This is a genomic window from Micromonospora lupini, from assembly GCF_026342015.1.
GTDB classification, from domain to species: Bacteria; Actinomycetota; Actinomycetes; order Mycobacteriales; family Micromonosporaceae; genus Micromonospora; species Micromonospora lupini_B.
Genome location: NZ_JAPENL010000001.1, coordinates 378,553 through 390,402 on the forward strand (window position 1 = coordinate 378,553; position 11,850 = coordinate 390,402).

The following is an 11,850-nucleotide window of genomic DNA, read 5'->3' on the forward strand; positions in this document are numbered from 1 at the left end:
GCCGGGCGGTGTGACAGCGTGGTGCGGGTGACCGCATCCGCGCCGCTCGACGTCGATCTCGCGCTGCTCGGCGGCGGCGGCGCCGCGTCGCTGCTGCTCGCCGCGCTGGACCGCCACGGCGTCCACGACCTGCGGATCGCCGTCGTCGACCCGGTGCGCCGCCGTGGCCAGGACCGCACCTGGGCGTTCTGGGGCCACCCGAGCGCCGACCTGGACCCGCTGCTCAGCGCGAGCTGGCGGCAGGTCGAGGTGGCGACGCCCGCGCGGCGCCGCGTCCTCGACCTGACCCCGCTGCGGTACGCCATGCTGCGCTCCGGCCCGGTCTACGACCGGGCTGCCGAGGCCGAGCGTCGGCTGGACGCCATCCGGATCGTGGCCCCGGCCGAGACGGTGACCGACGACGGCGCCCGAGTGGTCGTCCGCACCGGCGATGGACCCACCGTGCGGGCCGGCTGGGTGCTCGACTCCCGCCCCCGACCCCCGGCGCGAGCGGGGCGGACGACCTGGTTGCAGCACTTCCGCGGCTGGTGGCTGGAGGCCGACAGGCCGGCGTTCGACACGGCACGGGCGGTGCTCATGGACTTCCGCACCCCACAGCCGGCCCGGGGCGTCTCCTTCGGGTACGTGCTGCCGGTCAGTGACCGCTACGCCCTGGTCGAGTACACCGAGTTCTCGCCCGGCCTGCGCACCGACGCCGGGTACGACACGGCGCTGGCCGGTTACCGCGACCTGCTCGGGCTGGACCCGGCCGGCCTGCGCGTCCGCGAGGTCGAGAACGGGGTGATCCCGATGACCGACGCGCCCTTCCCGGCCCGGCCCTCGCCCCGCGTCGTACGCCTCGGCACGGCCGGCGGCGCGACCCGTCCCTCCACCGGTTTCACCTTCTCCGCCATGTACCGGCAGGCCGACCAGGTGGCCCGCGCCCTCGCCGCCGGCCGCCCGCCGGTGCCCGCGCCCGCGTACCCGGCGCGGCACCGCTGGATGGACGCGGTGGCGCTGCGCGCGCTGGACCGCGGCGGCGTCGGCGGCCCGGAGTTCTTCGACAGGCTCTTCGACCGCAACCCGCCCGAGCGGGTCCTGCGCTTCCTCGACGGTGTCACCAGCCCGGCCGAGGAGATCGCGATCATGAACTCCACCCGACTGCTGCCGATGATCGCCGCCACGGCCGGCGACGCGGCGCACCGCGTCCGCGACCGGCTGCGGCCCGCCCGGCCCGTACCGGCCATCCCGGCGGCCGTGGTGGGCAAACCGCTCCGGCCCGTCGCCGACTCGGAGACCTGATCCGGGCCGGTCAGCGCCGGGCCGCGACCGCGTGCCCGATTCCGCGGCAGACACGGCCGTACTCGTGCGGGTTCAGTCGGTGAGCAGCCGTTCGCGCAGCCGGGCGGTCAGCGCGTCGTCCACGCCGAGCCGGTCGGTGGCGTAGCCGACCACCGACCCGTACGCGGCGCTCAGGTCGGCCAGGAAGTGCCGGATGATCGCCTCCGGGGCGCGCCCGTACCCCGGCCACACCAGCGCACGGTCCGGGTTGAGGGCCTGCCAGTCGGCGACCAGGCGTGCGGTGGCCAGTTCGGTGAGCGCGAAGTCGGCGGCGATCTGCTCCTCGTCCACTCCGAGCAGGGTCAGCAGCAGCGCGGCGAGCAGCCCGGTGCGGTCCTTGCCGGACGCGCAGTGAAAGACCAGCGGAGCGTCGGCGGCGGCGATCACCTCCAGCGCCTCGCGCAGTTCGGCGACGCCGTCCTCGGCGACCTCGGCGTACCGGTCGGCCAGGTGGCGCCACGGGTCCACCGCCGGGTCGATGACCGCCTGGTCGTAGGGGCGGTGCTCGATGCTCAGGTTGTGCCAGGCCAGCCCGTCGAGCTCCGGTGCCCGGCCGCGTGCGGCGATCTCCCACGGGTACCGCAGGTCGATCACCGTGCGAACGCCGAGGGCCTGGAAGCGGTCCAGATCGGCGCCGGACAGCTTGCCGAGCGAATCCGACCGGTAGAGCAGGCCCCAGCGCACCGAGCGTCCGCCGTCGGTGCGGTAACCACCGAGGTCACGGAAGTTGTGCAGGCGGTCGAACGCGACGTGCCGATCCATCCGGCCGACCCTAGTGGTTCCGGCCCGGCGCGGCTGCCCCCGATCGGGGAGGACGACGACAGCGCCCGGTAGGTTGCCTGCCATGGTGGATGCGGCGGCCGGCAGGGGCGTACAGATCTGGACCGACGGGGCGTGCAGCGGCAACCCCGGGCCGGGCGGCTGGGGCGCCCTGCTGCGCTACGGCGACCACGAGCGGGAGCTGTGCGGCGGCGAGGCCACGCCGACGACAAACAACCGGATGGAGCTGATGGCGGCCATCCAGGCACTGGAGAGCCTGAACCGGCCGGTCACCGTCGAGCTGCACACCGACAGCACCTACGTGCGCAACGGCATCACGAGCTGGCTGGCGTCGTGGAAGCGCAACGGCTGGCGGACCGCCGCGAAGCAGCCGGTCAAGAACGCCGACCTGTGGCAGCGGCTGGAGGCGGCCTGCGAGCGCCACGAGGTCACCTGGCTGTGGGTGAAGGGGCACAACGGTCACCCGGAGAACGAGCGCGCCGACGGTCTGGCCAACAAGGGCATGACCGAGGCGCGGGCGGCGCTGGCGAGCCGCTAGGGCTGTGTCGAAGTCCTCGGTCGAGTCGAGGCGGAGTCCGGGCGGCTATCCGGCAGGGCCAAGGGCGCCGGCCATCGCCTCTGGCTGCCGCCGTGTCGATGTGCTGGTGAGCGGTATACCTCAGAGGTATGAATATGACTCTGAGGTATACCGCTCACACCAGCATCCGCCCCCACGGGGGTGACCGACGGTAACCGCTGACCGTCGGCTGCCCCCGCCGCCCCAGCCGGGGTCGGGACTTACTCGTCCAGGTCGTCCGCTTGGATCAGCGGGTCGCGTCGGGGTGCCCCGGCATGCTCGATCCGCCGCCGCTGCTGCCGGACGAGCCACCGGCGACACCCGAGTTGTCGCCCTCGGTCACGATGTCCGGCCGTTCGTCCGTGTCGGCCGGCGGCGGGACCTCGGTGTCCGCCTCGACCTGCACCAACGGCACCTGGCCGGCCTCGTCCTCGCTGTGCTGCGGGTCGCCCGGCAGCTCACCGTCGCGCTTTCGGTAGCCCACGCCGTGCCCCCCGTCGATGCCGGTCCGCGTCGGTCGTGGCTACCCGGCGTCGTCACCCACGAAACCTCACCCGTCAGCGGCGGCGGCCCCGGCGGCTCGGGGCGGCGGCCCGCGCGGGGTGGCGCACCGGAGTGAGCGCCAACGCCGTCCAGTGCGCCGGCCGGGTCACCGTCGCCGGCAGGCCGGTGCGGACGTCACCCCGGGCGGCGTCCAGCTGGGCCTGGTGCAGGAACAGGGTGGCCCGCAGGTCCGCGCCGCGCAGGTCGGCCCCGCGCAGGTCGGCGCCCGTGACGTCGGCCAGCGTCAGGTCGACGCCGCGCAGGTCGGCGCCGACCAGCAGCGCGCCGCGCAGGTTGGCCCGGCGCAGGTCCGTCCGGCGCAGATCCGCCCCGAGGAGCTGCGCGCCCCGCCGATCGATCCCTCCCGGGGAGCGGGCCGCGTCGCTGGCCTGCGTCAGCAGCGGGTTGACGCGGGCCCGGTGGGCGTCGGCGTCCACGGCGTGCAGCCGCGTCGGATCGCCCTCGGTGAGCGCGGCGATCTCGGTGCGGGCGCGGTCCAGTTCGGCGCGCAGCGCGGCCGGTGGGCGCAGCGTCACCGCCTCGGTGAGATACCAGAGCAGTTCGTGCAGCGGACGGAGCACCGTGAACGCCTCGGCCATCGCGGGCAGCGTCTCCGGGGCGTCCCGCCAGTCCCGCCCACCGAAGGTGACCTGGGCTACCTGCTGCCCGGCCCCGAAGCAGTCGAAGACCGTGCAGCCGGCGAACCCCCGCTCCCGCAGCTCGGTGTGGATGCCGCAGCGGTGGTCCGGGCGCAGGTTCGGGCAGGCCCGTCCGGCGGGCTTGTCGATGGCGAAGTCGGCCGACGCGGCGAAGGCGGGAACCACGCAGCACAACCCGAAACAGCGCGCGCAGTCGGCGCGTAGCTGCGCCGACCGCGAGGGCGGCGCGGGATGGGTCGACACGGGGAACGGTCCTCCTGGCGATCGGGACGGCGACCCCCATTGTCCCGCGCCGCATCCCGACCCGCCGGGCCGGGGGTCACCGTCCGTGTGCGTCGCCGGCCGCCGCGGAGCGGGGAACGGGGGTACGTGAACCCTCAGGTGGCGGCACCAGCCGGCGGATCTCTCGCTGACCGTCGCCGCCGTACTTCTGGTCGAAGTGCCTGCGCACGGTGGTGGCCGGCGTGCGGTCCCCGTCGGCGGGCTCGGCCAGCGCGAACACGACCGGGGCGCCGCCCGGCGCGCGCGGTGGCAGCACGGCCCGCACGGTCAGCGGCCCCCTCGCCTTGAACCCGCTGCAGTCGACGTAGTGCTGCCCCTCCACGCTCACGTAGGGCACCTGCATCTCGATGACGTCGGAGTCGTCGTGGCGCAGCATGACGGCGACCGACCAGTACCGTTCCAGGTTGACTGTCGCCTGCTCGTGCTCCCACAGCTCCTCGAAACGGGCGTGCACGAACCCGCCCCACGGGCTGTCCATGTCGACCTCGAGCTGGGGCACGTTGAACGACAGCTTCCCGATCGGGAAGAACGAGATCAGCGCCCGGCTGTCCCACTGGTAGAGCTGGATCGACGGGGACGCGTCGTAGAGCCGAACCTGCAACCGGTGCCGCAGTCGGGCGTCGAGGGTGTCCTGGAACAGCGCCAGGTGGCGCAGGTTGGTGCGGATCTGGCGCGGCACGTCCACCCGCTGCCGCTCCAACTCCTCCGAGCGCTGCTGCGCGGCAGTGCAGTCCGGGTCCAGCAGGAGCAACTGCACCTGCGCGCCGTTGGCGAGCGCCGCCCGCACACCCCGCAGCGCCTCCTCGCGTTGCGTGTCCTCCAGCAGGATCGTCCAGGTGTCGAGGATTCGCACCCGGCGTCCGGAGCGGTGCAACCGGGTCACGAAGGCGTGCTGGTCGAAGCTCAGATGCTCCTGTACCCGAGCCCTACGGGCCTCTTCGAACAGCGGATCGAAGATGACGTACGAGATGGCCGCGAGGACGACGCTGGAGCCGATGTTGAGCAGCAGGTCGCTGAGGAAGCCGCTGCTGCGCCACGCGGCCAGCAGCATCACCAGGGCGATCCCGAGCAGAGCCCCACCGACGCCGAAGGCGCGTCGTTGCCGGCCGCCACGGTCGCCCCGCCCCGCCCACTCGGGCATCCGTGCCCCTTCCGTCCTGGCCACCGATCATCGAGATGCGGAGGATACGTGCCGGCTTTGCCGCTCGCTGTCCCGTTCGCGAAGGGCAGGTTCCTCGGTCTGGCCCTCCGTACCGCTCGTAGGGTGACGGTATCGGAGTCGCGCGAGCGCGGAAGGTGACGGTGTGGACGACGCGGAACGCGAGAAGGCGCTGTTGAGCGTCCTCAGCACCGAGCACTACGCCCTACAGACGTCCCGCTCCGGCACGATCGACGAGGCCACCGGCCGCGCCACCATCTTCCTGTCCCTGCTGTCGGCGGCCCTGATCGGCCTCGGCTTCGCCGCCGGCAACGAGAAGGTGGTCCGGCCCTACCTGGGCGCGGTGTTGCCGATCCTGGTGATCATCGGGATCCTGACCTTCCTGCGGCTGGTGGAGACCACTGTGGAGAACTCCCTGGACCTGAGGCGGATCCAGCGCATCCGCGCCTACTACCACAATCGTCTGGCCAGCGAGCACGACTTCTTCGCCGACGCGGTGGTCTCCGAGGACACTGCGGAGGCAGCCTGGACGCTTGTGGGCACCCGGCCGGGGCGCTGGGAGTTCCTGCTGACCACGGCGGCGCTCGTGGGCGCGGTCAACGCGGCGCTGGTCGGGTCGGGCGTCGCCCTGCTGCTCGGCATGGTCGGGCACTGGCACTGGCTGATGGTCGTGGCGGGGGTGGCGGTCGCGCTGGCGGCGTTCGCCGCCCAGTTCGTGTACATCCTCCGGATGTCGGCGGGACCCACGGCCCGAGGGCCCCTCAGACCCGACGCCAGTCGTCGCTGGTGAGCGCGGGGCCTGCGGCCCCATCAGCAGCATGCCGCCGTCGACGGGCCAGGACGCACCTGTGAGCGCTGGCCTTGCCGATGCCGGAGTCCGCGCCGGTGACCACGGCGATTCTCGGGTAGGTGTCGTATCGCTGGGGCATGTGATGCGCAGTACCCCGGGCCGTCGCGGCGTACCGTCGCCGGATGCGGATCACCCGATTCACCCACTCCTGCGTCCGGGTCGAGCACGACGGTGGGGTGCTTGTCGTCGACCCGGGCACCTGGAGCGAGCCGCGCGCGCTCGTCGGCGCGGACGCCGTCCTGGTCACCCACGAACACACCGACCACGTGGACGTGCTCCGCCTGGCCGGGCTGGGCGTCCCGGTGTACGCCCCGGAGGGTGCCCGGCTGCCCGACCTCGCCCCGCTGCCGGTGACGCCGGTGCGCGCGGGGCAGCGCTTCACCGCCGCCGGCATCACGGTCAGCGCGCACGGTGGCCGGCACGCAGTCATCCACCAGGGGCAGCCGGACTGCCCCAACCTCGGCTACCTGATCGGCGACGGGCTCTACCACCCGGGCGACTCGGTGCACGTGCCGGACGAGCCGGTGCGCACAGTGCTCGTACCCGCCCAGGGGTCGTGGCTGCGCCTGGACGAGGCGATCGGATTCGCCCGCGCGGTGGGCGCCGCCGCCGCGTACCCCATCCACGACGCGCAGCTCAACGAGCGCGGCCTGGCCAGTGTCGCCGGCTGGTTCGCCGAGACCATCCCCGGCTACCGCCATCTCACCCCCGGCGACACCGCCTGACCGGGTGCGTCGTCGGTCGCCGGCACGTGGAAACGGGGCCTGGCGGCGGTGAGCACGGCGGATGCCGCCGGTGCGCCCCACCCGTCGGTCAGCTCCGCCACCAGCGCGGCGACGAGGCGTGTCACGTCGGCTTCGGCGTCGGGGTGCAGCGCCTCGGCGACGATCAGCACGGACGAGGTGCCCGCCCGCACGGCGGAGTGGCCGCTCTGCCGGTTGACCCAGCGCCGCGCGTGAGCCCGTCCGGCGGCGTCGGCGTAGATCACCTCGCCCGGCTCGGGATGCTCGGTGTCGCCGGCGAAGGTGAGGTACTCCTCGTCGCCGCGCGCCGGCCGGACCACCAGGTCGCCGTCGACCCGGTCGAGGTCGAGCACCGCGACCGGGATGGCGTACGCGGCGGAGACGGCGTTGCACAGGTCGACAAGCGGGTGCAGCCGGGGCAGTTCGCCGTCCAGGCGTAACCGGCGCAGCAGCGCCTCCGCGGCGCACCGGTACTGGGTGGGTCGCAACCCCATGGCGGTGTACGCCCGCCGCCACGCCTGGATCTCGCTGAAGGTGCTCTCGGCGCCGTCGGCCAACCGCTGCCGGGCGCGGGCGAGGTGACCGGCGGTACGCTGCGCCACGTCGGCCGTGGCGGTGATCCCGGTCGCGTACACCACGCCGGCGGCCAGGTCGGGATGTGCGGCGCGAAGCTGCGCCGAGTGCTCGAAGTGCATCGGACTCCCTATCGTTCGGTGAGGGCGAGCGTCACGCCGAGCGCGACGAACGTGCCGGCGACGGACCGGCGCAGCCAGTCGGTGACGCGGGGGCGGGTCAGCACCCGGTCCCGCAGGTGGGCGGCGAAGACGCCGTAGCCGCTGAACACCACGAAGGTGAGCAGCATGAACACCACGCCACAGGCGAGCATCGCCCGGGTCGAGCCCGGGGCTGTGGTGTCCACGAACTGCGGCAGGAACGCGACGAAGAACAGCGTCGGCTTCGGGTTGAGCAGGTTGACGAGCACTCCGGAGACGATCACCCGGGCCGCCGAGCGGGGTGGGCTGTCGTTCGTCGCCGCGAAGGCGCTGCGGTCGCGGATCGTCGACCAGCCCAGGTAGAGCAGGTAGCCGACGCCCAGGTACCGGACGGCCTCGAACGCCGTGGCGCTCGTCTGCAACAGCGCCGCCAAACCGGTCAGCGCCGCCAGCAGGTGGGGGACCACGCCAAGCGTGCAGGCGAACGCGGCGAGCACGCCGGCCCGGGCGCCCCGGGACAGTCCGGCGGAGAGGGTGAAGAACACCCCGGTGCCGGGGGTGATCACCACGATCAGGGCGGTGATCAGAAAGGGAATGCTCACGGTCGTCCTCCGTTTTGGAGTCGGGCGGGGTGTCTCCGACCCACTCTGCTGCCAAGATGGTCCGGTGAGCAGGGCCAAAGCGAACGACTCCGAGAGGTCCATAACGGCCGGATCGGATTTTCTGCACCTCACCGTCGCCGACGCGCCCCCCGGAGGACGTGCCGACTGGCTCGCCGGCCGGCTGCGCCAGGCGATCACCGACGGGCGGGTGCCGATCGGCGCCCGGCTCCCCGCCAGCCGGGTGCTCGCCGCCGACCTCGGCGTCTCCCGGGGCGTGGTCACCGAGGCGTACCAGCGGCTCACCGAGGAGGGGCATCTCACCGGCCGGGGCCGGGCCGGCACCGTGGTCGTCGGCGCCCCGGGGGCGCCGCCCACGCCGCCGCCCGCCCCGGCCGCGCCTGCCGAACCGGCCGCGCTCTTCCCACCGGCCCCCGGCAGCGACATCTTCGACGCGGTACGGGCGGCCCGCGCGACGGTCGACCTGACCCCCGGCGTACCCGACCTGACCGCCTTTCCCCGCGCGGACTGGCTGCGGTCGGAACGGACGGTGCTCCGCCGCCTCGCCGCCGCGGACCTCGGCTACGGCGACCCCTGCGGCGCGCCCGTGCTGCGTGGGGCCGTCGCCGCCTGGCTGGCCCGTAACCGGGGCATCACCGTCGACCCCGTCGACGTGATCATCGTGGCCGGGGTGTCGCAGGCCGTCGGCCTCCTCGCCCAGGCGCTACGACCGATCGGCATCGACCGCATCGCGGTCGAGGAGCCGGGCTCGCTCGGCGTACGGCAGCACCTGAACAACTGGCAGGTCGTCACCCCGCCGGTAAGCGTGGACGACGCCGGGCTGCGCGTCGACGAGCTGGTCGCCAGCGGCCTGCCCGCGGTGTTGCTCACGCCCGCGCACCAGTTCCCGACAGGCGTGGTGCTCGACGGTGACCGTCGCCGCCAACTCCTCGACTGGGCACGGGCCGGCGGTCTGATCATCGAGGACGACTACGACGCCGAGCACCGCTACGACCGGCCCCCGGTGCCCGCGCTGCGGGGCCTGCTGCCCGAGCAGGTCTGCTACGCCGGAAGCATGTCCAAGCTGCTCGCCCCGGCGCTGCGGGTCGGCTGGCTGCTCGTGCCGCCGCGACTGCGGGCGGCGGTGGTGGCCGCCAAACGCAACGCCGACCTGGGCAACGCGGTGCTGCCGCAGTTGGTCCTGGCGGAGCTGATGACCTCCGGCGCGCTGGAGCGGCACCTGCGGCTGCTGCGTGGCCGGCACACCCGCCGCCGGGACGCGATGGTCGCCGCCCTGGCCCGGCACCTGCCGACCGCCACTGTGCACGGCGCCGCGGCCGGGCTGCACCTGACGATCACCCTGAACGACGCCGTGGCGGACACGGAGGTGGCGGCGGCGGCGTTGGCGCGTGGGGTGAAGGTGCAGCCCCTGTCCTGGCACTGCCAGCGGCCACACCGGCCCGGCCTGGTGCTCGGCTACGCGGCCCGGACGGCGACGGAGATCGACGAGGGCGTCGCCGCCATCGCCGCGGTGCTGCGGCCGACCGGTCGGCGGGCGCGCTCAGCCCAGGAAGAGCTGGACGAGCACCAGCACGGCCAGCAGGGCCGGCCCGCGTGAGCCCTGGCGCAGCAGGTCGACAGGGATCATCCCGAACGGCGTGTTGACAGTCGCGCCGCCGTAGTTGATCGGCGGACGGGTGCCGGCCCGCCACGCGGCGGCCACCACCCCGACCGCCAGCGTCGGCGCCAGCCAGGTCGGACCGGCGTCGAGGGTCGGCAGGCTCGGCAGGGTCAGCAGCCACCACAGGCCCGCGCCGACCGCCGGCACCGCCACGTGGATTCCGCGTAGCGCCGCGTCGCTGCCACCGAGCGCCCGACGCAGCCCGGGTGACCGGCTGACCGCCCGCAGGCCGCCGGTGAGCCGGTCGGTGGCGACGTAGGCGAACACGACCTGCGTCGCCCCGGCGAGCCCCGGCAGAGCGAGCGCGGCGGCGTACTGGACGCCGATCAGCCCGGCCCAGATCAGCAGGGCGCTGGGGTGGCGGCGCAGCCGGCGTACGTCGGCCTGCAGCAGCGCCCACCACGCCGGACCGGGCCGGAAGCGGCGGCTGCGGACCCGGCCGATGCGCCGCCAGCGCCTGCTCTCCACCAGGCTGGTGAGCATGCTCGGGTCGAGCAGGATCGTGGCCGTCGCGGCGGCGTTGGCGAACTGCGCGCCTGTCGTCAGCGTGGCCCGGTCCACCCGGGGCAGCGACCGCACGGCGCGGATCGTGCCGAGGACCGCGAGGGGCACCCCGACGGCGACGAGCGCGCCGGTCGGCAGCGCCGCAGGCCGGGGCAGCGCCTCGCCGAGGCGACCGACGATCACCACAACTGTCGCGACGACGGCGGCCGCCGCCATCGGCGCCGCCCCGACCACGGTCGGCCAGCGGCGGCCCGACCTGCTGCTCTGGGCGACGACGCTCAGGGCGAGCGCGGCGGCGCCCCACCCGGCACCGGCCGCCGCGGCCCAGCCCACGGCGCCCAGGTCGGTGACGCCGCCCAGCACGGCCACGGCCACCGCGAGCAGCGCCGTACCGGCCGCCGCGCCCGCCAGCAGGACGCCGAGGCGCGGCGCCAGCCAGGCCCGCCTGTCGACCGGGGCGCTTGTCACCCAGCTCTGGGTGGCCGGCGTGACAAGCAGCGGGCCGAGCGCGCGCAGACCCCGCCAGGCGAGCCCCGCGCCGGCCAGCAGCGCGGCCACCGCCAGCCACCAGCGCACCCCCTCGTCGGCCCGGCCGACGGTGGGGGAGACCAGCACGTCGCGGCTGGCGCTGACCGCGAACCAGCCGTACATGCCCACGAAGAGCACGACGACGTACGCGTCGCCAAGCACGTCGCCGAGGGAGTGCTCGTGGTGGCGGCGGCGGGCCCGGCGCAGGTGTGTGCGCACCTGCCGGGCGGTGGGTAGCCCGGCGGGCGTCTCGGCGATCGTGGCCGGCGCGGCGCTCACCGACCGATCTCGATCCGCTCGTCGACCACCGCGTCGATCAGCTCCGGGTCGTGCGAGGCGAGCAGCACTGCGGTGCCGGCGTCCCGTTCCCGGCGCAGCCGGTCGGCCAGCCACTGCCGGCCGCGGACGTCCAACCGCTGCTCGGGCTCGTCCAGGATCAGCACCCGTCGTGGGCGCACGAAGCACGACGCCAGCGCCAGCCGGCGGCGTTGGCCACTGGACAGGGTCACCGGAAGTTGGTCGCGGGCCGGTTCCAGGCCCAGCTCGGCGAGGACCTCCTCGACCGGCTCGGCGTCGCCCCCGTGGGCGTACGCGACAAGCTCCAGGTGCTCGACCACCGACAGGTCGGGGAAGAAGTCGATGTCGTCCAGGGCGGCCGCGACAAGCGCCCGTACCTGCGGATCGGTCTCGTCGGCCCGGCGGCCCTGCACCAGCACCTCACCGGCGTCCGGGCGGTCGGCGCCGACCACGCACCGCAGCAGGGTGGTCTTGCCGCTGCCGTTGGGGCCCAGCACCACAGCGATCCGGCCGGCCGCCAGCGTGAAGCTCACGTCGTCGAGCACGACCAGGTTGCCGAAGTTGCGGCTGAGTCCCCGCACCGAGAGAGCGTCCACGGTCACACACTCTCCCAGACCCGCGCCACCGGCCAACGTG

At 74.3% G+C, this 11,850-nt stretch carries 13 protein-coding genes; 5 read left to right on the forward strand and 8 right to left on the reverse strand.

Translation table 11 applies throughout. The features are described 5' to 3' along the window. Window positions 1-21 precede the first annotated feature (21 nt). Entirely contained in the window at window positions 22-1,281 is a 1,260-nt protein-coding gene (locus OOJ91_RS01670; protein WP_439117043.1) for a lycopene cyclase family protein, read from the forward strand. Window positions 1,282-1,353: 72 nt separating this feature from the next. On the opposite strand, the gene OOJ91_RS01675 is transcribed toward OOJ91_RS01670, so the two are convergent. Then, a complete protein-coding gene (locus OOJ91_RS01675; RefSeq protein ID WP_266241641.1) occupies window positions 1,354-2,082 on the reverse strand; it encodes a tyrosine-protein phosphatase in 729 nt (242 codons plus the stop codon). Window positions 2,083-2,164: 82 nt separating this feature from the next. Between OOJ91_RS01675 and rnhA the strand changes: the two genes are divergently transcribed. Next, the gene (rnhA, locus tag OOJ91_RS01680) at window positions 2,165-2,638 is read left to right on the forward strand and encodes a ribonuclease HI (RefSeq protein WP_007459445.1); all 474 of its coding nucleotides are present in this window, start codon (window positions 2,165-2,167) and stop codon (window positions 2,636-2,638) included. Window positions 2,639-2,903: 265 nt separating this feature from the next. Here rnhA and OOJ91_RS01685 read toward each other — a convergent pair whose 3' ends face one another. The 3 genes from OOJ91_RS01685 to OOJ91_RS01695 form a co-directional block, all read right to left on the reverse strand. Beyond that, complete coding sequence (locus tag OOJ91_RS01685; RefSeq protein WP_266241643.1) at window positions 2,904-3,140, reverse strand: preprotein translocase YidC; 237 nt, start codon at window positions 3,138-3,140, stop codon at window positions 2,904-2,906. A gap of 73 nt (window positions 3,141-3,213) precedes the next feature. Next, entirely contained in the window at window positions 3,214-4,101 is an 888-nt protein-coding gene (locus OOJ91_RS01690; protein WP_266241644.1) for a pentapeptide repeat-containing protein, read from the reverse strand. Between the two features lie 76 nt (window positions 4,102-4,177). Further along, complete coding sequence (locus OOJ91_RS01695; protein WP_266241646.1) at window positions 4,178-5,281, reverse strand: DUF5919 domain-containing protein; 1,104 nt, start codon at window positions 5,279-5,281, stop codon at window positions 4,178-4,180. 163 nt (window positions 5,282-5,444) lie between these two features. Between OOJ91_RS01695 and OOJ91_RS01700 the strand changes: the two genes are divergently transcribed. Next, window positions 5,445-6,089 carry a hypothetical protein gene (locus OOJ91_RS01700; protein ID WP_266241647.1) on the forward strand — a complete coding sequence of 215 codons (645 nt, stop codon included), beginning with the start codon at window positions 5,445-5,447 and terminating at the stop codon, window positions 6,087-6,089. Between the two features lie 182 nt (window positions 6,090-6,271). Then, on the forward strand, window positions 6,272-6,874 hold the full coding sequence (locus tag OOJ91_RS01705) for an MBL fold metallo-hydrolase (RefSeq protein ID WP_266241648.1): 603 nt from the start codon (window positions 6,272-6,274) through the stop codon (window positions 6,872-6,874). On the opposite strand, the gene OOJ91_RS01710 is transcribed toward OOJ91_RS01705, so the two are convergent. Together OOJ91_RS01710 and OOJ91_RS01715 are read right to left on the reverse strand one after the other, a co-directional pair. Next, on the reverse strand, window positions 6,841-7,587 hold the full coding sequence (locus tag OOJ91_RS01710; RefSeq protein ID WP_266241650.1) for a B3/B4 domain-containing protein: 747 nt from the start codon (window positions 7,585-7,587) through the stop codon (window positions 6,841-6,843). The two genes, OOJ91_RS01705 and OOJ91_RS01710, sit on opposite strands and share 34 nt — an antisense overlap. A gap of 8 nt (window positions 7,588-7,595) precedes the next feature. Then, window positions 7,596-8,207: a LysE family translocator gene (locus tag OOJ91_RS01715; protein WP_266241651.1), complete on the reverse strand. Its 612-nt coding sequence runs from the start codon at window positions 8,205-8,207 to the stop codon at window positions 7,596-7,598. 64 nt (window positions 8,208-8,271) lie between these two features. Here OOJ91_RS01715 and OOJ91_RS01720 point away from each other — a divergent pair, with 64 nt between their 5' ends. Continuing rightward, window positions 8,272-9,822: a PLP-dependent aminotransferase family protein gene (locus OOJ91_RS01720; protein WP_266241652.1), complete on the forward strand. Its 1,551-nt coding sequence runs from the start codon at window positions 8,272-8,274 to the stop codon at window positions 9,820-9,822. Here OOJ91_RS01720 and OOJ91_RS01725 read toward each other — a convergent pair. Together OOJ91_RS01725 and OOJ91_RS01730 are read right to left on the reverse strand one after the other, a co-directional pair. Continuing rightward, on the reverse strand, window positions 9,766-11,196 hold the full coding sequence (locus OOJ91_RS01725) for a DUF6297 family protein (protein WP_266241653.1): 1,431 nt from the start codon (window positions 11,194-11,196) through the stop codon (window positions 9,766-9,768). The two genes, OOJ91_RS01720 and OOJ91_RS01725, sit on opposite strands and share 57 nt — an antisense overlap. Then, window positions 11,193-11,816, reverse strand: a complete 624-nt coding sequence (locus OOJ91_RS01730; RefSeq protein ID WP_007459467.1) for an ABC transporter ATP-binding protein — start codon at window positions 11,814-11,816, stop codon at window positions 11,193-11,195. Before OOJ91_RS01730 ends, OOJ91_RS01725 begins: the two co-directional genes overlap by 4 nt. Between the last annotated feature and the right edge of the window lie 34 nt (window positions 11,817-11,850).